A 20,047-nucleotide genomic window follows, 5' to 3' on the forward strand; every position below is an offset into this window, starting at 1 on the left:
CAGCACCCGCCCCCGGTACCGCGCTCACGCGTGCCAGATCCGCTCGAGGTAGTCGCGCATCGAGCGGTCGGACGAGAAGAAGCCCGAGCGTGCGACGTTGAGGATGGCCGAGCGGGCCCACCCGTCCTGGTCGGCGTAGGCGGCGTCGACCCGGGCCTGGGCGTCGAGGTAGGCCTGGAAGTCGGCGAGGGCCATGAACGAGTCCTGGTGGAGCAGGTTGTCGATGACCGGTGCGACGGCCTGCCGGTCGCCGCCGGTGAAGTGGCCGCTGGCGAGCAGGTCGATCGTGCTGCGCAGCAGCGGGTTCTCCTCGTAGTACGACGAGGGGGAGTAGCCGGGGCGCAGCCGCTCGACCTCGGGCTCGGTCATCCCGAAGAGGAAGAAGTTGTCGTCGCCGACGAGCCGGCGGATCTCGACGTTCGCGCCGTCGTCGGTGCCGATGGTCAAAGCGCCGTTGAGGGCGAACTTCATGTTGCCGGTGCCCGAGGCCTCCTTGCCGGCGAGCGAGATCTGCTCGGAGAGGTCGGCGGCGGGGATGAGCTTCTCGGCGAGGGTGACGTTGTAGTTCGCCGGGAAGGCGACCGCGAGCCGGCCGGCGACCCGGGGGTCGGAGTTGACGACGTCGGAGACGGCGTTGACGAGGAAGATGATCTCCTTGGCCATGTGGTAGCCGGGGGCCGCCTTGGCGCCGAAGACGAAGGTGCGCGGCGTGAGGTCCTCGGCGGCCACGCGACCGGAGACCACGCCCTCGTAGAGCGAGACGATGTGCAGCAGCTTGAGGGTCTGGCGCTTGTACTCGTGGAGGCGCTTGACCATGACGTCGAGCATCGTGTCGGGGGAGAGCTCGAGGCCGTCGCGCACCGCGAGGAGCTTGACCAGCCGCTCCTTGTTGCCGCGCTTGACGGCCCGGAACTCCTCGCGGAAGGCGGCGTCGTCGGCGTAGGGCTCGAGCTCGCGCAGCCGGTCGAGGTCGGTGACCCAGCCGTCGTCGCCGAGGGTGTCGGTGAGCAGGTCGGAGAGGCGGCGGTTGGCGAGCCGGACGAAGCGCCGCGGGGTGATGCCGTTCGTGACGTTGGTGAACTTCTCGGGCCACAGCTCGCTGAAGTCGGGGAGCACCTTGTCGCGCAGCAGCTGGCTGTGCAGCTCGGCGACGCCGTTGACCTTGGCGCCGGCGACGGTCGCGAGGTAGGCCATCCGGACGGCGCGGTCGGGGTACTCGGCGATGACCGACATCCGCCGGGCGCGCATCTCATCGCCGGGGAAGGCCTCGCGCACGCGCTCGAGGAACTCCTCGTTGATGCGGTAGATGATCTCGAGGTGGCGGGGGAGGAGGCGGCCGAGCAGCTCGACCGACCAGACCTCGAGGGCCTCCGGCAGCAGGGTGTGGCAGGTGTAGGCGAAGCACTGCTGGGTGATCTCCCAGGCCTCGTCCCACTCGAAGCCCTTGCGGTCCATGAGGATCCGCATCAGCTCGGGGATCGCGATGACCGGGTGGGTGTCGTTGAGCTGGAAGACGATCCGCTCGTGCAGCCGACGCAGGTCGAAGTCGGCGGGCAGCGTGTTGTCGATGAAGTCGTGCAGCGAGCAGGCGACGAAGAAGTACTGCTGCTGCAGGCGCAGCTCCTTGCCCTGCGGCGTGGAGTCCTCGGGGTAGAGCACCTTGGAGATGTTCTCGGCGAAGGTCTGGGCGCGCACCGCCTCGGCGTAGTCGCCGGAGTTGAAGATCTGGAGGTCGAAGTCCTGGGTCGCGCGCGCGCTCCAGAGCCGCAGGGTGTTGACGACGCCGTTGCGGAAGCCGGGGACCATGTAGTGGTACGGCATGCCGAGGACCTGCCAGTCGGGCGTCCACGTGGTGCGCGCGACCCCGGCCGCGTCGGTGGTCGTCGCGGTGCTGCCCCCGAAACCGACGAGCACCTGGCGCTCGGGGTGCGGGAACTCCCACGGGTTGCCGAGCGAGAGCCACGAGTCGGGCAGCTCGACCTGCCGGTCGCCCTCGAAGGTCTGCCGGAAGATGCCGTACTCGTAGCGGATGCCGTAGCCGATGCACGGCACGTCCATCGTCGCGAGCGAGTCGACGAAGCACGCGGCGAGCCGGCCGAGGCCGCCGTTGCCGAGGCCCGGCTCGACCTCCTGGGCGCGCAGCGCCGCGATGTCGATGCCGCAGCGGCGCATCGCGTCCTCGGCGATGTCCTGGAGGTTGGTGGCGAGCAGGTTGTTGCCGAGCTGGCGGCCGAGCAGGTACTCGGCGGACAGGTAGCCGATGGTCTTCTGCTGGGCCTGGCGGCGGCGGGCGCCGGTCTCGAGCCAGTCGGCCATGAGGTAGCGGCGCACCGTGCGCGCGAGGGCGAGGTACTGGTCGTTGACCGTCGACTGCGACAGCAGCGTGCCCTGGCCGTAGTTCAGCTCGGCGAGGAAGGTCTCGACGAAGCCGTCGACCGTGTTCGGGGGCGAGACGACCGGGCCCGAGGCCAGGGGGTGGCTGGTGCGGAAGGCGGGTCCGATCCGGCGGACGTCCGTCGAGGGGGACTCGTCGGAGACGACGGAGGGGAGGGGTGCGATGTCGGTCATCGGGACTCGTCCTTCACGGGCGGCACGGGCGGTACGGGGTCGGGCAGGTGGTTCCGGGCGCGGTGGTGCGCAGGACAGGCTACGCACACCGTGCGGAAACGCTTGCACACTTCGCGGGGTTGCGCAGGACCGGGCTCAGGATCCGGGCGGCGGGGCGAGGCGCTCGCGGGTGACCTCGGCCGGGGTCCGGCACCCGGTGAGGGCCAGCGTCAGGTCCAGCTCGGCGAGCACGTTGCGCAGGACCTCCTCGACGCCCTGCTGCCCGGCGAGCGCCAGGCCGTACACGTGCGGCCGTCCGATGCCCACCGCCGTCGCGCCGAGGGCGAGGGCGACGAAGGCGTCGGCGCCGGAGCGCACCCCGCTGTCGAAGAGGACGGGCAGGTCGCTGCCGGCGCTGCGCAGGGCGTCGACCACGCCCGGCAGCGCGTCGAGGGCCCCGACCGACCGGTCGACCTGCCGCCCACCGTGGTTCGACACCCAGACGGCGTCGACGCCCTCGTCGGCCGCGCGGGTGGCGTCGTCGGGGTGGAGCACGCCCTTGAGGACGACCGGCAGGCTCGTCAGCTCCCGCAGGCGCGGCAGGTCCTCCCAGGTCAGGGACGGCCGGGAGAAGACGTCGAGGAAGGTCTCGACGGCGGCCCGCGGCACGGGGGAGGAGACGTTCTCGCGGGTCGGGCCCGGGTGGTTGCGGCTCATCGAGAGCAGCGTGCGCACGGCCGTCGGTGTCGGGCGCGGCTGCGGCTCGGGGTCGCTGAGGGCGGCTGCGGCGACCCGCTCCTCGACGAGCCGGCGGAAGACCGGGTCGGAGGTGTACTGCGCGATGCCCTCGCCGCGGGCGAACGGCAGGTGCCCGAGGTCGAGGTCGCGCGGGCGCCAGCCGAGGTAGGCGGTGTCGAGCGTGACGACGAGCGCCTCGGCGCCGCAGGCCTCGGCGCGCCGCACCAGGCTGGCGGCGAGGTCGTCGTCGCGGCTCCAGTACAGCTGGTACCAGAAGCCGGTGTGGCCGAGGGCGGCCGCGACCTCCTCCATCGGCACGGAGGCCTGGGTGCTGAGCACGGGGGTGACGTCGTGCGTCCGAGCACCCCGGGCGACGGCGAGGTCCGCGTCACGGTGCGCGGCCGAGAGGACGCCGACGGGGGAGACGAGCAGGGGGCTGGCGTGGCGGCGGCCGAGCAGCTCGACGGACAGGTCGCGCTCGGAGGTGTCGACGAGCATCCGCGGCACGACCCGCCAGCGCGCGAAGGCCTCGCGGTTGGCCCGTGCCGTGGCCTCCCCGCCGGCCGACCCCGCGACGTAGGCGAACCCGCGCCGCGACATCGCCTTCTCGGCGGCGGCCTCCAGCCGGTCGCCGTCGGTCGGGACGGCGGGCCGGCGCCCGAACGACCCCGCCCGGTAGATCGCGCTCTGGGCGACCCGCCCGATGCCCTCGGCCACCTGCTCCACCCGTCCCGTCACGACCGCCTGTCTACCGGATGCCGCCGCTCGGCGGGAGCGGAGCGGCGGAGCGGGTCGACGGCCCTAGGGTGCGGGGGTGCAGCGAATCGCCTGGGCCCCGTGGGGTCTGCTCCTCGTCGTCCTCGACCTGCGGGTCGGCCTCTGGGACGTCCTCCCCGACGTCGTCGGGTACATCTGGCTGGTCATCGCCCTCGCCGGGGCGGAGCGGGTCGCCCGGCCGTTCCTGCTCGCCCGCTCGGCGGCGCTGGTCGGCGTCCCCGTCTCGCTCGTCGCCGGCACCCCGCTGCTCACGGTCAGCCGGCCGCTGCTGGTCGCCGCGCTCGTCGTGCAGGCCGTCGTCTTCGGCCTCGTCGTCTACGGGCTGGCCACCGGGCTCGGCCAGGAGGTCGAGGACGAGGCCGTGCGGCGCTGGGCAGCGCGGCTGCGGGTCGGCGCGCTCGTCGTCGGGGTGCTCCTCCTGCTCACCGACCCGGCCGTCTACCTCGTCACCGCGTCCTCGGCGCTCGCGGCCCCGCTCTCGCTGCTGTGGCTCGTCGCGCGGCTCACCGAGGCCGTCGTCGGCGTGCTCACCGTCGTCCTCCTCCAGCGCGTCACGCGCGCCGGGCTCATCGCCAGGGCCTGACCCACGACGAGGCCCCCGGACCGCACGGTCCGGGGGCCTCGTCGTGGTGCCGGGTGGCTCAGCGCAGGAAGGGGACCTCGCGGTCGAGCAGGCCGCGCTCCTTGAGCTCGGCGCGCAGCGGGATCTCGTCGTCGATCCAGCCGCTCTGCTTGATGCCCCAGAACGACGCGTGGTCGGGGCCGTAGCCGAGGAGCTGCTGGTGCAGCGGGGAGAGGTTCTTGAACCACTCCGAGTCCTGGTCGGCGACGTCCTCGTCGAGCGGGCGGATCCAGCGGTAGGTGTAGCCGATGAACATCAGCTTGCGGATGCGCTCGGACTTGTTCATCGAGCGGCTGTGCCAGATGCGGCGGTCGAAGATGAACGCGTCGCCCGGCTCGAGGCAGACCTCGACGGCGCCCTCGGGCTCGATGATCGGGTCGCCCGGCTTCTCGGGGCGGCCGGCGAGGGTGTTGTTCTTGTGGCTGCCCGGGATGACCTTGGTGTTGCCGTAGCCCGGCTCGGAGAGGTCGGTCAGGGCGTAGCAGATCTTCGTCATGAACATCGGACGCACGTCCATGTCGATGTCGGAGTTCTGGCGGTAGCCGTCCTGGTGCCAGTTCCAGAAGGGCGGCTCGTCCTTCGGGGGTTCACGTCGATGTGGTTGTGGTGCGTGTAGATGTTCCAGCCCATCGTCCCCCAGATGTAGGGGAAGGTCGTGGGCCAGGTGAGCAGCTCGGGGAAGCGCGGGTCCTTGTGCAGCCAGCCCATGACGTGGATCGACTTGTCGGGGCGGCGGCGGTCGGCGGCCTCCTCCTCGGCGTAGATCCGGTCGACGGCGTCCTCGAAGTAGGCGCGGTCCTCCTCGGGCAGGGCGCCCTTGATGACGACGAAGCCATCACGGTCGTACTGCTCCCGGATCGCCGGGTCGAGCGGCTCGAAGCCCGTCGGGGCCTGCGTGGTCGCGGTCATGCGCGCTGTGCTCCTCACGTGGTGCCGTCTCCTGCGGGGGCACCCCACCCGCTGCACGTCCGCACGGTGGCGGACACGCCGTTTCGGCCAGTGTAGGACGGCTCGTGCGACACGCCGGGAGGCGCCGCTGTGACGGTCCCGTGAGGTCTCAGGTGGCGTAGACGCGCAGGGAGGTGGCCGGCACGGTGACGGCGCCGCTGACGGCCTCGTCGGCGGCCTGCGGGCGCTCGTCGGCGCTGTCCCAGAGCAGCCGGCCGCTCGTGCCGTGGGGGAGGGTGACCTCGACGGCCGATCCCGTGCCGTTGACGACGACGAGGGCGCCGTCGGGGGAGCCGCCGGCCGGGGCCAGCGCCATCTGGAGCAACCGGGTGCCCTCGCCGTGCCAGCGGTCGCCCATCGGGAGGCCGTCGGCGGCGTACCACTGGACGTCGAGCGTGCCGTCGTCGTCGACCTCGCGGCCGAGCAGCCACACGCGCTGGCGCAGCACGGGCAGGGCGCGGCGGACGGCGAGCAGGTGGCGGGTCGTCGCGAGCAGGTCCTCCTGCCACGGCGCGAGGTCCCAGTCGAGCCAGGTCACCTCGTTGTCCTGGCAGTAGGGGTTGTTGTTGCCGCCCTGGGTGCGGCCCTGCTCGTCGCCGGCGGTCAGCATCGGCACGCCGGAGGAGAGCAGCAGGGTCCCGAGCAGGTTGCGCAGGGCCAACGTGCGGCCGGCCCGGACGTCGGGGTCGTCGGTCGGGCCCTCGGCGCCGTGGTTCCACGAGCCGTTGCCGTTCGACCCGTCGTTGTTCTCCTCGCCGTTGGCCTCGTTGTGCTTGTGGTCGTAGGAGACGAGGTCGGCGAGGGTGAAGCCGTCGTGGGCGGTGACGAAGTTGACCGAGGCCGTCGGGCCGCGGTCGCGGGCGCCGAAGAGGTCGCGCGAGCCGGTGAGCCGGGTGGCGAGCTCGCGGGCGTCGTGGGCGGGCTGGCCGTGGGCCGCCGCGCGCACGTCACCGACCCAGAACCGTCGCACGGTGTCGCGGAAGCGGTCGTTCCACTCGAGGAAGGGCGGTGGGAACTGGCCGGTGCGCCAGCCGTGCATCCCGAGGTCCCACGGTTCGGCGACGAGCGTGACCCGCGAGAGCACGGGGTCGGTGCGCAGCGCGACGAGGAACGGGTGGTCGGGGTCGAAGTCGTCGCCGCGCCCGCGCCCGAGGGCCACGGCGAGGTCGAAGCGGAAGCCGTCGACGTGGTACTCCTGCACCCAGTGCCGCAGGCTGTCGAGGACCATCCGGCAGACGACGGGGTGGCGCAGGTCGAGGGTGTTGCCGCAGCCGGTGACGTCGATGTCGCGCCCCCGCTCGTCGAGGCGGTAGTAGGCGCGCTGGTCGAGCCCGCGCCACGAGAGGGTCGCCCCGGCCCGCGACTGCTCGGCGGTGTGGTTGTAGACGACGTCGAGGATGACCTCGAGCCCCGCGGCGTGGAGCAGCTTGACCATGCCCTTGACCTCGTCGACGACGCCCTGGGGGTCGGTGGCCGCGGCGTACGGGGCGTGCGGCGCCATGAACCCGAGGGTGTTGTAGCCCCAGTGGTTCGGCATGCCGCGGCGGACGAGGTGCGGCTCGTGCGTGAACGCCTGCACGGGCAGCAGCTCGACGGCCGTCACCCCGAGCGAGGTCAGGTGCTCGACCGAGGCCGGGTGTGCGAGACCGGCGTACGTGCCGCGCAGGTGCTCGGGGACGCCGGGGTGCAGCATCGTCTGGTTGCGGACGTGCGCCTCGTAGACCACCGTCTCGCTGCGCGAGCGGCCGGGCGACCGGTCGTCGCCCCAGTCGAAGTCGTGGTCGACGACGACGCCGCGCGGCATCGCCCCCCGGCTGTCGAGCCGGGAGCGCTGCTCGAGCTCGCCGTGCCACGACGAGTCGACCGCGTGCCCGTAGAGCTCCGGCCCCCAGGTGACGCCGCCCTCCAGGGCCCCGGCGTAGGGGTCGAGGAGCAGCTTCGCGGGGTTGTGCAGCAGCCCGCGCTCGGGGTCCCACGGCCCGTCGACCCGGAGGCCGTAGCGCTGCCCGGCGTCCATCCCGGGCACGAACCCGAACCACCAGCCGTGCGCGCGCTCGACGAGGCGCACCCGGCGCTCGCCCTCGCCGGTGGTGTCACCGGGCTCGAAGAGCGCCACCTCGACGCCGTCGGCGTGCCCGGCGTACACCGCGACCTCGGCGCCGCCCGGGACGAGCGTGACGCCGGGCGGCGGGGGCAGGTCGCGCGAGGGCGGCCCGGAGGGGCGGAGTCGGGACGGCACGGCCGCACCCTAGCCGGGAGCGGAGGGTCAGGCGCGCAGGGCCCGGGCCAGCTCGGCGACGTGCTCGACGAGCAGGCCCATGTCCTCGTCCGTGTGCGCGAGCGACACGAGCCACTGCTCGTCGAGGCCGGGCGGGGTGAGGATGTTGCGGTTGACGCCCCACAGCCAGGACAGCTCGGCCATCGCGAAGTCGGTGGCCTTGTAGTCGCGGTAGGTGCGGACCGGGGTCGTCGACCACGTGACGCAGCCCTTGGTGCCGAGGCCGACGGTGTGCGCCGGCAGCTCGTACTCGTCGATGACCCGGTCGATGGCCGAGAGCGCCCGCAGGTTGATCGCCTCGACGCCCTCGAGCACCTCACGGGTGCAGACCTCGTCGACGGCCTTCGCGGCGGCCATGACGAGCGGGTTGCCGTTATAGGTGCCGAAGTGGGCCATCCGGCCGTCGACGACGACCTCCATGACCTCGCGCTTGCCACCGAACGCGGCGAGCGGCAGCCCGCCGCCGATCGACTTGGCGAGGGTGATGAGGTCGGGCTGGACGCCGAGGCGCTGGGCGGCGCCGGCGTACCCGGCGGTGAGGCCGGTCTTCACCTCGTCGAAGAGCAGGACGACGCCGTGCCGGTCGCACAGCTCGCGGACGCCGGCGAGGTAGCCGGCGTCGGGCACGACGATCGAGAGGTTCTCGACGACGGGCTCGATGACCATGACGGCGACGTCACGGCCGTGCTCGGCGAGGACCGCGCCGAGCCGGTCGAGGTCGTTGTAGGGCACGACGTGGACGGTGCCGGCCTCGACGTCGAAGGGCACCTCGGGCACCGGCGCCTCGGCGGGGCCGATGTCCTCGAGGGCGGGCTTGACCGACACCTGGAGGGCGTCGTAGCCGCCGTGGTAGCCGCCCTCGATCTTCACGACCGCCTTGCGGCCGGTGTAGGCCCGGGCCGCGCGGATGGCGTACATCAGCGACTCGGTGCCGGAGTTGGTGAACCGGACCATGCCGAGGCCGAAGCGCTCGCAGAAGCGCTCGCTCATCTCGGTGGCCTGCGGCGAGGGCGTGACGAAGAGCGTGCCGGTGTCGGTGAGCGCGCGCTGCACGTGCTCGACGACGACGGGGTTGAGGTGGCCGACGAGCATCGCGCCGAAGCCCATCGACAGGTCGAGCATCCGGCGGCCGTCGACGTCGGTGAGCCAGGCGCCGCGGGCCGAGGCGACCGAGACGGGGTAGGGGTCCCAGTGCTGGAACGAGGAGGTGACGCCGAGCGGGAGGGTGCGGGCCGCGCGGGTGTTGTGCTCGCCCGAGGCCGGGGTGCTGGCGGTGAAGCGCTCCCACTCCTGCGCCAGCAGCGCCTCGACCCGGGCGGGGTCGACCGGCGTGCTGGACGCGGGCAGGCGCCGGTAGGTGGCCGGGTCGTGCGCCGGGTACGCGGTGGTCGTCTCGGTCGCGGTCATCGGGGCTGCTCCTCGGGAGTCGTGGATTCCGTGGCGCCGGGGCGTCGTGACGCACCATCACGCATCTCTGGCCGCGAATGTACTACCGGATCCATCATCACGGCGACCACGGACCCGACGAGTCCGTCGGCTGCGGTGCCCCCGGGCCCCGGCCGGTCGCCCCGCGTGGCTACCGTGGACCCATGACCGACCCGAGCTCGCTGCCCAACTTCCCGCCGCCCGCGAACGAGCACCCGCTGCGCGGTCGCGTCCTCGACGTCCTCGTCGACCTCGGGCTGGCGCCGAACATCGACGCCGACGGCGACGTGGCCTTCACCGTCAACGACCAGCAGCTCTTCGTGCGCTGCACCGAGGGTGACGTCGAGGTGATGCGCGTCTTCGGCCAGTGGCAGATCCAGGACGAGCTGACCGCCGACCGCCTGCGGCTCCACGAGACGTGCAACGAGATCAACCTGCACATGAACCACGTCAAGACCGGCATCGCGGGCACCACGCTCGTCGTCACCGGCGAGCACGTCGTCACCGCCGGGGCCGACCTCAACGTCCTCACCCAGGTCTCGATCCAGGTCGTCCTCAGCGCCGTGCACCTCTGGCACCAGCGCGTCCTCGGCCTCGACCCCGAGACCGGCGAGCCGACGGGGGAGGGGCAGTGACCGAGCTCGTCCGCCTCGAGGTCGAGGGCGGGGTCGGCACGATCCGGCTCGACCGCCCGCCGATGAACGCGCTGAACGCCGAGATCCAGCACGGCCTCATCGCCGCGTGCCGCGAGGCCTCCGAGCGCGCCGACGTCGCCGCGGTCGTCGTCTGGGGCGGCGAGAAGGTCTTCGCGGCCGGCGCCGACATCAAGCAGATGGAGGCGATGTCCTACACCGACATGGTCGACCACTCCGCCCTGCTCCAGGACTTCACCCGGGCCCTGGCCGGCATCCCCAAGCCCACCGTCGCGGCCATCACCGGCTACGCGCTCGGCGGCGGGTGCGAGGTCGCGCTGGCCTGCGACTGGCGGGTGGCCGCCGACGACGCCACGCTCGGCCAGCCCGAGGTCACCCTCGGCATCATCCCCGGCGCCGGCGGCACCCAGCGCCTCGCCCGGCTCGTCGGGCCCGCGAAGGCCAAGGACCTCGTGTTCTCCGGCCGGTTCGTCGGTGCCGAGGAGGCGCTGGCCATCGGTCTCGTCGACCGCGTGGTCCCGGCCGCCGAGGTGTACGACACCGCGCGCGAGCTCGTCGCCCGCTACGCCGGCGGTCCGTCGTACGCCCTGCGCGCGGCCAAGGAGGCCATCGACCGCGGGCTCGAGGTCGACCTCGAGAGCGGCCTGGAGATCGAGCGGATGCTCTTCTCCGGCCTCTTCGCGACGAAGGACCGCGCCACCGGCATGAAGCACTTCGTCGAGAAGGGCAAGGGCCCCGCGCCCTTCGAGGGCGCCTGAGCTCAGGAGGACGGGTCGCCGGCGTGCCGTCCGCCGTGCCGGGCGTGCAGGTCGGCACGCTTGGCCGCCACCGTCGCCGCGTGCTCCGGCCGGGCCGTGCGCTCGAGGTCGTCCAGGAGGGCCTCGATGCGGCGCGGTACCTGGAGGGTGTCGGCCCCGTAGTGGGCGACCTCGTCCAGCGCGAGGTCGAGCATCCCCGCGAAGGTCGGGGGCCGGTCCAGCACGCGGACCGTCCCCCGGGCATCGACGAGGTGGCGGGAGCGGTCCGGACGGATGGCGGCCACCCGCAGGATGCGGTGCAGCTCGTCGAGCACCTGGACCGCCGTCGTCGGGTCGTTGGTGCCCGGCGAGAGGGCGCGCTCGGCGATGTCGACGAGCTGGCGCAGCCCGAACTCCGGGTCCTGCGCCAGGCTGCGTCCGCTGCCCAGCCCGATCGCGTCCCGGACCGCCCCGACGACGTCGTCGTCCGCGACGGCGCCGTGCACCACCGCGAGGTCCTGGCCGCGGTGGCGGACCTCGCCCGGGCGCGTGAGCAGCTCGACGACGACTCCCGCCCGCTCCGCGCACTCGACGAGGCGCGTGTACTGGACCCGCTGGACCACGCCGTGCCGGGACCCGGTGGTGACGGTCACCGAGGGGCCCGGGCGCTGGGACCACGACGGCGGCACCGCTGAGCCGTCGTCCCACTCGGCGTCCGAGCCGCGCTCCAGCTCCTGCACCGTGCTCCGGGCAACCCGGTCGACGACCTCGGAGACCTGGATCGACGCGGTGATGTGGTGGATGAAGGCGAGGAAGAGCCCGACGCTCACGAGGACGAGCCCGAAGGCGAGGGTCACCGACAGCTGCGGGACGAAGGGACTCTCGCCACCGCGGACGTCACGCAGCACCATGAGGGCGAAGACGAACGAGGCGGTGAACACCCCCAGGGTGACCTGGACGACCCGGCTGCCGAGGAAGCTCCCGAGCAGCCGGGGGGTGAACTGGCTGCTCGCCAGCTGCATGACGACCATCGTGATCGAGAAGACGAGGCCGGTGACCGAGATCATCGCGCTGGCGATCGTCCCGAGGAGGCTGCGCGCCGAGTCGGCGTTGCCGCTGAAGAGGTAGGTGACGTCCCCGAGGAGGTGCTCGTCGGCCAGCGGGACGAGCACGCCCGCGACCCCGGCCAGCGCGAGGATCGTCGCCGGGAGCACCCAGAACGGCTGCCAGAGCGACTCCCACCAGCCGACGGTGTCGGGGTCCCCGAGGGGGCCGACGGTCCGGCGCACCGTCCCCGGGCCCACGTCGTCCTCCCTGCTCACGCCGCCGATCCTGTCAGACGGCCGGCGACGGATCCGGGGTCCGGCCCGCTCAGGCGCCAGGCGCCGCCGGGAACGTCGACTGCGCCAGGACCGTGCCGGCACCGTCCAGGACCTCGAACCCGGCGGCGTCGGCCCGCAGCACCGACGAGTTGAGGTTGCAGACCATCGGGCGGGCCCCGGTGCCGACGAACTCACCGGCCGGGTAGGTCCGTCCGTCCTCCCCGAGGACCACGACGCGGTAGCGGTCGCCGGCCGCGAAGCCGCTGGCCGTCAGCCGGACCTCGACGCCCCACGTGTGGGGGACGACGCCCGCGGTGGCGGTGACGCCGGACACCTCGACGGCCACGGTCAGGGTCGCCCAGCCGCGGTTGCGGGTGTCGATGTCGAAGAGGGTGGTCGCCGTCGCGGCGTCCGTGTCGTTGTTCGTGTACGCGGCGGCGGTGACGCCGGTGGCCGGGGTCGTCGCGGGGGCGTAGGCGAGCGTGCCGTCGGCGATGGTGACGCCGCCGGCGTTGACGTCGTGGCGCAGGTTCTGGCCGGTGTCGCTGATGACGCGCAGGCGGTCGGCGGCGGGGTTGAAGTCGACCCCGAAGGAGGTGCCGGAGAGGGCGACCGTCAGCCGGTTGACGAGGGTGGCCGTCGGCGCCTTCTTCCACAGGAGGTGCTGCGTCGGCAGGGTCACGGTGTAGACCCCGCCCTTGTTCCCGACGGCGTAGAGCTTGCCGTCGGCGGGCCGGCGGTCGAGGCCGACGAGGGCGGTGTCGCCGGAGAGGCCCTTGACCTCGCCGAGCGAGCGGGCCGACTCGGGTCGGTCCAGCCGGAAGCCGACGAGGGTCCGGTCGCCGGCGAGGCCGACCGTCGGGTTGCTCCCGAGCGGGGAGATGGTCGCCGTGGCGGCCGGGGCCATCGGGACGGCGAGGGCGAGGGTGAGGGCGCCGGCGGCGACGAGGGTGCGCGTGCGGTTCATCGGGTGCTCCTGTGTCCGGTGGGGGTCCGCCACCGGTGGGTACGGGCGCCGACGGGTGCGCGTTGAAGGCCGTCGACAGGTGTTTCGGAGCGCGGGCACGGGGCGGATGCGACGCCGGCCCGGCCGTCCCCGGCCGCTCGCGATCCCTCAACGAGGTGGTGACCGTCACGCCACCTCGGTGGTGAACGAGCGCTCACCGGCTGAGAGGATGGACGGCGATGCGCGCCGGGGAGCCCTGGCGCGAGACCACCGACCGAAGGAAAGAGGACGAGGCACGCATGAACATCGTCGTCTGCGTCAAGTACGTCCCGGACGCACAGTCCGACCGGACGTTCCAGGAGTCCGACAACACCGTCGACCGTGCCGTCGACGGGCTGCTGTCCGAGCTCGACGAGTACGCCGTCGAGGAGGCCCTCAAGCTCGTCGAGGCCGCCGGCGACGGTGAGGTCACCGTCGTCACGGTCGGTCCCGCGGCCGCCGCCGACGCGCTGAAGAAGGCCCTCCAGATGGGCGCCCACCAGGCCGTCCACGTCCAGGACGACGCGCTGCACGGCTCGGACGCCGTCGCCACCTCGCTCGTCCTCGCGAAGGCGGTCGAGAAGGTCACCGACGGCAGCCCCGAGCTCGTGCTCACCGGCATGTCCTCGACCGACGGCGTCATGGGCGTCGTCCCCGCGATGCTCGCCGAGCGCCTCGGCCTGCCGCAGGTCACCTACGCCTCCGAGCTGACCGTCGGCGACGGGAAGGTCACCATCCGCCGCGACGGCGACACCGCCTCGGAGACCATCGAGGCCTCGATGCCGGCGCTCGTGTCGGTCACCGACCAGATCAACGAGCCGCGCTACCCCTCGTTCAAGGGGATCATGGCGGCGAAGAAGAAGCCGGTGCAGTCGTGGTCGCTCGCCGACCTCGGCGTCGACGCCGGCGACGTCGGCCTCGACGCCGCGTGGACCTCGGTCGTCTCGTTCGCCAAGCGCCCGCCGCGCGAGCAGGGCCAGATCGTCACCGACGAGGGCGAGGGCGGCACCAAGCTCGCCGAGTTCCTCAGCGCCCAGAAGTTCCTCTGAGCCAGCCCGTCCCGGACCAGGAGCACAGACACATGGCAGAAGTACTCGTCCTCGCCGACCACGCCGGGGGCCGCCTGCGGAAGGCGACCGCCGAGCTGCTGACCCTCGCCCGCCGCCTCGGCGAGCCCTCCGCGGTGCACATCGGCCCCGGTGCCGAGGCCGCGCAGAAGACCTACGCGAAGTACGGCGCGCACAAGGTGTACGTCGTCGACGACGCCGACGCGGCCTCGTACCTCGTGGCCCCCCAGGCCGAGGTGCTCGCGCAGCTCATCGAGAAGGCCTCTCCCGCAGCGGTGCTCATCCCGAGCAACGCCGCCGGCAAGGAGATCGCGGCCCGCCTGGCCATCAAGTCCGGTTCGGGCCTCATCACCGACGCCGTCGACGTGCGCGCCGGCGACGACGGCGCCCCCGAGACCACGCAGTCCGTCTTCGCGGGGTCCTACACGGTCACCGCGAAGGTCACCACCGGCACGCCGATCATCTGCGTCAAGCCGAACTCGGCGGCCATCGAGGCCGCCCCGGAGGCCGCCGCCGTCGAGGCCGTCGAGGTCACCATCAGCGACGCCGCCAAGGCCGCCCGGGTCACCGACAGCCAGCCGAAGAAGGCCACCGGCCGTCCCGAGCTGACGGAGGCGGCGATCGTCGTCTCCGGCGGCCGCGGCACCGGGGGCGACTTCGGCCCGGTCGAGGAGTTCGCCGACAGCCTCGGCGCCGCGGTCGGCGCGAGCCGCGCGGCGGTCGACGCCGGCTGGTACCCGCACAGCAACCAGGTCGGCCAGACCGGCAAGCAGGTCTCGCCGCAGCTGTACGTGGCGGCGGGCATCTCCGGGGCCATCCAGCACCGGGCCGGCATGCAGACGTCCAAGACGATCATCGCCGTCAACAAGGACGAGGAGGCGCCGATCTTCGAGCTCGTCGACTTCGGCGTCGTCGGCGACCTGTTCAGCGTCCTCCCGCAGGCGACCACCGAGGTCAAGAAGCGCAAGGGCTGACACCGACCACCGCTCACGAGGCGGTTTCGTCGCGCGAGAGCGCGCACGGGTGAGGGGCGAGCGATCCGCTCGCCCCTCTGCCGTGCCTCCCTCCCCACCTGCGAATGTGTGTGAACTCGCCGGGGATCGCCGGCGGGTTCACACACATCCGCGGGAGGCGGGCGGCGCTACGGTCGGGGATGGGGACCACACCGCGGCTGCTGCACACCGTCATCGACACGACCGACGTCCGGGGGAGCGCCGAGTTCTGGCGCGAGCTGCTCGCGCTGGTCTACCGGCCGGGTGACGAGCCGCCGGTCGACGGCTCCCCGGACGACGCCGACTGGCTCGTGCTCACCGACCCCGACGGCACGCGGCGGCTGGCCTTCCAGGAGGTCGAGGAGCTGACGCCGACGACCTGGCCGGCCCACGACGTGCCGATGCAGCTGCACCTGGACCTGACGGTGGCCGACGTCGAGGACCTCGAGCGGCAGCGGGCGCGGGCCGAGGCGCTGGGGGCCCGGCTGCTCCTCGACCGCACCGACGACCCGGACGAGCCGCTCTACGTCCTCGCCGACCCCGCCGGCCACCCGTTCTGCCTGTTCCCCGGCTGAGCGCGCGGCGGGAGGGCCCGCCCCGAAACGTAGACTCGGACCTCGTGACCCACTACCTCGACCACGCGGCGACCACGCCCATGCTGCCGGCCGCGGTCGAGGCCTTCGTCGAGTCGGCGGGCCGGGTCGGGAACGCCTCCTCGCTGCACACCGCCGGTCGCGCGGCCCGCAAGGTCGTCGAGGAGTCGCGCGAGCGCATCGCCGCCGCCCTCGGCGCCCGCCCGTCCGAGGTGGTCTTCACCTCCGGTGGCACCGAGGCCGACAACCTCGCCGTCAAGGGCACCTGGGCGGCCCGCCGCGACGCGGTCCCGTCGCGGACCCGCCTCGTGGCCAGCGGCATCGAGCACCACGCCGTCCTCGACCCGGTCGAGTTCCTCGTGGGCTCCCGCGGCGCACAGGTCTCCTGGCTCGAGCCCGACCGCTGCGGCCATGTGTCCGTCGAGGACCTGCGCACCGTCCTCGCCGAGCACGCCGACGACACCGCGCTCGTGACCGTGATGTGGGCCAACAACGAGGTCGGCACCGTGCAGCCGGTCGCCGAGCTGGCCGCGGTCGCGCGCGAGCACGGGGTGCCGTTCCACACCGATGCGGTCCAGGCCCTGTCCCACCTCCCGGTGCGCTTCGACGAGTCCGGAGCCGACCTGATGTCGGTGACCGCGCACAAGATCGGCGGGCCGGTCGGGGTCGGCGCGCTGCTGGCCCGCCGCGACGCCACCCTCGTCCCGCAGCTGCACGGCGGCGGCCAGGAGCGACAGGTGCGCAGCGGCACCCTCGACGTGGCGGGCATCCACGCCTTCGCGGTCGCGCTCGACGAGACGGTCGCCACGCGCGACGTCGAGGCCAAGCGGGTCCTGGTCCTGCGTGACCGGCTGGTCGAGGGGGCGCTGGCCCTCGGCCTCGGCGTCACGGTGAGCGGCTGCTGGACGGCCGGTGACGGCACGGCCCGCCTGCCCGGCAACGCCCACCTCCTCGTCCCCGGGTGCGAGGGCGACTCCCTGCTCTACCTCCTCGACGCGGCGGGCGTCGAGTGCAGCACCGGATCGGCCTGCCAGGCCGGCGTGCCGCAGCCCAGCCACGTCCTGCTCGCGATGGGCCACGGCGACACCGAGGCCCGTGGTGCACTGCGGCTCTCGCTCGGCCACACCTCGACCGATGCCGACGTCGACGCCTTCCTCGCCGCCCTGCCCGGGGTCGTCGAGCGTGCGCGACGGGCCGGCGGCGCGGCCTGATGCGCGTCGTCGCGGCGATGTCCGGCGGCGTCGACTCGGCGGTCGCCGCGGCCCGGGTGCTCGAGGCGGGCCACGAGGTCGTCGGGGTGCACCTCGCCCTGTCGCGCTCGGCGGCGACGCTGCGCGAGTCGGCCCGGGGCTGCTGCACGATCGAGGACGCGGGTGACGCCCGCCGGGTGGCCGACCGGCTGGGCATCCCCTTCTACGTCTGGGACCTCGCCGACCGCTTCGAGCGCGACGTGGTCGACGACTTCGTCGCCGAGTACGCGGCGGGCCGCACGCCCAACCCGTGCCTGCGCTGCAACGAGTCGATCAAGTTCGCGGCCCTTCTTGACCGCGCCGTCGCCCTCGGCTTCGACGCCGTCGCGACCGGGCACTACGCGCAGGTCGTCGAGGGGCCCGCGGGGCGCGAGCTGCACCGGGCGGTCGACCCCGCGAAGGACCAGTCGTACGTGCTGGGGGTGCTCGACGCCGACCAGCTGGCTCGCTCGTTCTTCCCGCTCGGCGACACCGTCAAGGACGGTGTGCGGGCCGAGGCCGCCGAGCGCGGGTTCGCGGTGGCCCGCAAGCCCGACAGCCACGACATCTGCTTCATCCCCGACGGCGACACCCGCGGCTTCCTGACCCGGCGGCTGGGGGAGCGGCCGGGCGAGCTCGTCGACGCGGTGTCCGGCGAGGTCGTCGGCGAGCACGCGGGCGCGCACGGCTTCACCGTGGGGCAGCGCCGGGGCCTCGGCATCGACCGCTCACGGCTCGACGGCGACCCCCGCTACGTGGTCGAGGTCGACGCCGCCCGCAACCAGGTGCTCGTCGGCACGGCCGACCTGCTCGGGGTCGACGTCGTGGAGGGGGCCCACCTGCGCTGGTGCGGCCCGGCGCCGGTCGGCGAGGTCGCCGTCGGTGCTCAGCTGCGGGCCCACGGCGCCGAGGTGCCGGCGACGGCGCGGGTCGTGGGCGAGGGGGTCGAGGTGCGGCTCACCGAGCGGGTGCGGGGCGTCGCACCCGGCCAGTCGGTCGTCCTCTACGACGGCACGCGGGTGATCGGGTCGGCGACCATCACGGGCACCGGCCGTGCGGCCTGACGCAGCCGCCCGCCTCGAGGCCGAGCGTGCCGGGCTGCGCGAGCGGCTGGCCGCGATGGAGGTCGACATGGAGCGCCTCGTGGCCGCCTCGCTCGACTCCAACGCCGACGACGAGCACGACCCCGAGGGGCAGACCATCGCCTGGGAGCGCTCGCAGCTCGCGGCCCTGACCGGCGGCGCCCGGCACCACCTCGCCGAGCTCGACGCCGCCGCGGCCCGGGTCGCCGACGGCAGCTACGGGCGGTGCGAGGTGTGCGGTGAGGCCATCCCGGACGAGCGCCTCGAGGCCCGCCCGACCGCCCGGACCTGCGTCCGCCACGCCCCGTCACCCGGTGCGCGGAATAGTTGAACCGTCAACTAGTGTTGGACGCCGTGACCCTCCACCACGGAGGATGACCACCGAGGAGCGTGAGCGACATGCCAGCCGTGACCGTCGAGAACATCCTGACCCTCCCCCGGGTCACCGAGCCCGTCGCCGAGGCGGTCTCGCGTCCGGTGCGCTCGATCACCACCGCGCCGCAGGGCTTCGAGGGGAGGGCTTCCCGGTGCGCCGTGCGTTCGCCGGCGTCGACCTCGCCGCTCTCGACCCGTTCATCCACATGGACCAGATGGGTGAGGTCGAGTACGCCCCGGGCGAGCCCAAGGGCACCGCGTGGCACCCGCACCGCGGCTTCGAGACCGTCACCTACATCATCGACGGCACCTTCGTGCACCGCGACAGCAACGGCGGCGGCGGCGTCATCACCAACGGGGACACCCAGTGGATGACGGCCGGCTCCGGGCTGCTGCACATCGAGGTCCCGCCGGAGTCGCTCGTGCAGTCGGGCGGGCTCTTCCACGGGCTGCAGCTGTGGGTCAACCTCCCGCGGTCGCAGAAGATGTCGAACCCGCGCTACCAGGACATCCGCGGGAACGACGTCGCCCTGCTCTCCAGCCCCGACGGTGGTGCGCTCGTGCGCGTCATCGCCGGCGAGCTCGACGGCCACCAGGGGCCGGGCATCACGCACACGCCGATCGTCGCGCTGCACGTCACCGTGGCCCCCGGTGCGCGGGTCAGGCTGCCGTGGAACCCGGGCTACAACGCGCTCGTGTACGCGCTCAACGGCAAGGGCTCGGTCGGGCCGGACCGCCGTCCGCTGCGGATGGGCCAGCTCGCGGTGCTCGGCGGCGGCGACGTCGTCGAGGTCGGCGCCGACGAGAGCCAGGAGTCGCGCAGCCCGAGCCTCGACCTCTACATCCTCGGCGGGCGCCCGATCCGCGAGCCCGTCGCGGCCTACGGCCCGTTCGTCATGAACACCCGTGACGAGCTGGTCCAGGCGTTCGAGGACTTCCAGGCCGGCCGGCTGGGGACCATCCCCACCGAGCCGCACCCGGGTCACGACGTGCTCTGACCCGTCCGGGACGCCACGACGCCCCCGCCACCTCGAGGTGGCGGGGGCGTCGTCCTGTTCGTGCTGGGGTCAGCGCTTCTCGCAGGCGATGCCGTCCTTGTCGCGGTCGAGACCCTTGTTCGCCCTCATCGCCTCGGCGTAGATCTTGTCGCTGCGGGTGAAGGTGTTCACCGGCTTGCCGGACGTCTTGTCCTTGGCCTTGGCCTTGCCGACACCGTGCGGGTACTTCTTGTTGACGGTCGTGCAGTTCTTCCACTTCGCCGGGACGGCGCTCGCCGGGGCCGCCGTGGCGGTCACGAGGGCGAGGGTGGCGGCCGCGACGACGGCCGGGATGGTCGACTTCTTCACGTGGTTCCCTCCCTGGGGTGCACCGGCCACCGTAGGCGCGCAGGGTTCGGGCGCACCACCTCCGCGGGCAGGTCGGACCGAACGGAGGAGGCTCAGCGGCCGCGGTTGCGGGGGTGCTGGCGGGCCTGGCGCTCGTTGCCGCGACGGTAGTTGCCGGTGAGGCGAGCCATCAGCTCCTGGGGGTCGCCCCGGTCGACGTCGTCGAGGAAGTCGCGCGCCCGGTCCCCGCGCAGGACCGTCGCCACGCGCCCGTGGTGGCTAACGACGACCTCGTCGCCACGCTCGCTCCAGGTGAAGCCCTCGGGTGCCGGCACGTCGCCAGCCTAGGGCC

20 protein-coding genes are annotated in these 20,047 nt (G+C 73.2%); 10 read left to right on the top strand and 10 right to left on the bottom strand.

Going from position 1 to position 20,047, the window contains the following annotated elements; genetic code table 11:
• Positions 1–24 precede the first annotated feature (24 nt).
• Positions 25–2,568, bottom strand: coding sequence for a glycogen/starch/alpha-glucan phosphorylase (locus G7075_RS02875; protein WP_166118664.1), 2,544 nt, complete (start codon positions 2,566–2,568; stop codon positions 25–27).
• A gap of 135 nt (positions 2,569–2,703) precedes the next feature.
• Positions 2,704–4,023, bottom strand: a complete 1,320-nt coding sequence (locus tag G7075_RS02880) for a lactate 2-monooxygenase (protein ID WP_240917844.1) — start codon at positions 4,021–4,023, stop codon at positions 2,704–2,706.
• A gap of 76 nt (positions 4,024–4,099) precedes the next feature.
• Here G7075_RS02880 and G7075_RS02885 point away from each other — a divergent pair, with 76 nt between their 5' ends.
• Complete coding sequence (locus tag G7075_RS02885; protein WP_166118668.1) at positions 4,100–4,645, top strand: hypothetical protein; 546 nt, start codon at positions 4,100–4,102, stop codon at positions 4,643–4,645.
• A 58-nt stretch (positions 4,646–4,703) separates the two neighbouring features.
• Here the strand turns inward: G7075_RS02885 and G7075_RS20140 are convergent, their stop codons facing one another.
• The 4 genes from G7075_RS20140 to G7075_RS02900 all read right to left on the bottom strand — a co-directional run bounded on the left by G7075_RS20140 (position 4,704) and on the right by G7075_RS02900 (position 9,317).
• Entirely contained in the window at positions 4,704–5,201 is a 498-nt protein-coding gene (locus G7075_RS20140; RefSeq protein ID WP_205860690.1) for a phytanoyl-CoA dioxygenase family protein, read from the bottom strand.
• Positions 5,177–5,593 carry a hypothetical protein gene (locus tag G7075_RS20145; RefSeq protein ID WP_205860605.1) on the bottom strand — a complete coding sequence of 139 codons (417 nt, stop codon included), beginning with the start codon at positions 5,591–5,593 and terminating at the stop codon, positions 5,177–5,179. Before G7075_RS20145 ends, G7075_RS20140 begins: the two co-directional genes overlap by 25 nt.
• A gap of 148 nt (positions 5,594–5,741) precedes the next feature.
• The gene (gene glgX, locus G7075_RS02895; RefSeq protein ID WP_166118671.1) at positions 5,742–7,871 is read right to left on the bottom strand and encodes a glycogen debranching protein GlgX; all 2,130 of its coding nucleotides are present in this window, start codon (positions 7,869–7,871) and stop codon (positions 5,742–5,744) included.
• Positions 7,872–7,898: 27 nt separating this feature from the next.
• On the bottom strand, positions 7,899–9,317 hold the full coding sequence (locus G7075_RS02900; RefSeq protein ID WP_166118673.1) for an aspartate aminotransferase family protein: 1,419 nt from the start codon (positions 9,315–9,317) through the stop codon (positions 7,899–7,901).
• A 182-nt stretch (positions 9,318–9,499) separates the two neighbouring features.
• Here G7075_RS02900 and G7075_RS02905 point away from each other — a divergent pair, with 182 nt between their 5' ends.
• Together G7075_RS02905 and G7075_RS02910 are read left to right on the top strand one after the other, a co-directional pair.
• Positions 9,500–9,970 (top strand): YbjN domain-containing protein, encoded by a 471-nt coding sequence (locus tag G7075_RS02905; RefSeq protein ID WP_166118676.1) that lies wholly within the window; start codon positions 9,500–9,502, stop codon positions 9,968–9,970.
• Positions 9,967–10,746 (top strand): enoyl-CoA hydratase/isomerase family protein, encoded by a 780-nt coding sequence (locus G7075_RS02910; RefSeq protein ID WP_166118678.1) that lies wholly within the window; start codon positions 9,967–9,969, stop codon positions 10,744–10,746. The genes G7075_RS02905 and G7075_RS02910 overlap by 4 nt, the downstream gene beginning before the upstream one ends.
• Before the next feature lie 2 nt (positions 10,747–10,748).
• Here G7075_RS02910 and G7075_RS02915 read toward each other — a convergent pair whose 3' ends face one another.
• Together G7075_RS02915 and G7075_RS20150 are read right to left on the bottom strand one after the other, a co-directional pair.
• Positions 10,749–12,047 carry a DUF2254 domain-containing protein gene (locus G7075_RS02915; protein WP_166118681.1) on the bottom strand — a complete coding sequence of 433 codons (1,299 nt, stop codon included), beginning with the start codon at positions 12,045–12,047 and terminating at the stop codon, positions 10,749–10,751.
• A 49-nt stretch (positions 12,048–12,096) separates the two neighbouring features.
• On the bottom strand, positions 12,097–13,014 hold the full coding sequence (locus G7075_RS20150) for a DUF4394 domain-containing protein (protein WP_205860606.1): 918 nt from the start codon (positions 13,012–13,014) through the stop codon (positions 12,097–12,099).
• Between the two features lie 278 nt (positions 13,015–13,292).
• Between G7075_RS20150 and G7075_RS02925 the strand changes: the two genes are divergently transcribed.
• The 7 genes from G7075_RS02925 to G7075_RS02955 all read left to right on the top strand — a co-directional run bounded on the left by G7075_RS02925 (position 13,293) and on the right by G7075_RS02955 (position 19,368).
• A complete protein-coding gene (locus tag G7075_RS02925; RefSeq protein WP_166118684.1) occupies positions 13,293–14,081 on the top strand; it encodes an electron transfer flavoprotein subunit beta/FixA family protein in 789 nt (262 codons plus the stop codon).
• Between the two features lie 32 nt (positions 14,082–14,113).
• Positions 14,114–15,073: an electron transfer flavoprotein subunit alpha/FixB family protein gene (locus G7075_RS02930; protein WP_166118687.1), complete on the top strand. Its 960-nt coding sequence runs from the start codon at positions 14,114–14,116 to the stop codon at positions 15,071–15,073.
• 179 nt (positions 15,074–15,252) lie between these two features.
• Positions 15,253–15,666 (top strand): VOC family protein, encoded by a 414-nt coding sequence (locus G7075_RS02935; protein ID WP_166118690.1) that lies wholly within the window; start codon positions 15,253–15,255, stop codon positions 15,664–15,666.
• A gap of 44 nt (positions 15,667–15,710) precedes the next feature.
• Entirely contained in the window at positions 15,711–16,895 is a 1,185-nt protein-coding gene (locus G7075_RS02940; protein WP_166118693.1) for a cysteine desulfurase family protein, read from the top strand.
• Complete coding sequence (gene mnmA, locus G7075_RS02945) at positions 16,895–17,977, top strand: tRNA 2-thiouridine(34) synthase MnmA (protein ID WP_166118695.1); 1,083 nt, start codon at positions 16,895–16,897, stop codon at positions 17,975–17,977. Before G7075_RS02940 ends, mnmA begins: the two co-directional genes overlap by 1 nt.
• Positions 17,967–18,326: a TraR/DksA C4-type zinc finger protein gene (locus G7075_RS02950; RefSeq protein WP_240917845.1), complete on the top strand. Its 360-nt coding sequence runs from the start codon at positions 17,967–17,969 to the stop codon at positions 18,324–18,326. The genes mnmA and G7075_RS02950 overlap by 11 nt, the downstream gene beginning before the upstream one ends.
• A 196-nt stretch (positions 18,327–18,522) precedes the next feature.
• Entirely contained in the window at positions 18,523–19,368 is an 846-nt protein-coding gene (locus tag G7075_RS02955; protein ID WP_240917846.1) for a pirin family protein, read from the top strand.
• A gap of 69 nt (positions 19,369–19,437) precedes the next feature.
• Here G7075_RS02955 and G7075_RS02960 read toward each other — a convergent pair whose 3' ends face one another.
• Together G7075_RS02960 and G7075_RS02965 are read right to left on the bottom strand one after the other, a co-directional pair.
• On the bottom strand, positions 19,438–19,716 hold the full coding sequence (locus G7075_RS02960; RefSeq protein ID WP_166118698.1) for an excalibur calcium-binding domain-containing protein: 279 nt from the start codon (positions 19,714–19,716) through the stop codon (positions 19,438–19,440).
• A 92-nt stretch (positions 19,717–19,808) separates the two neighbouring features.
• The gene (locus tag G7075_RS02965; protein ID WP_166118701.1) at positions 19,809–20,030 is read right to left on the bottom strand and encodes a hypothetical protein; all 222 of its coding nucleotides are present in this window, start codon (positions 20,028–20,030) and stop codon (positions 19,809–19,811) included.
• Positions 20,031–20,047 lie beyond the last annotated feature (17 nt).

This window comes from Phycicoccus sp. HDW14, assembly GCF_011383005.1.
Classification (GTDB): domain Bacteria; phylum Actinomycetota; class Actinomycetes; order Actinomycetales; family Dermatophilaceae; genus Phycicoccus.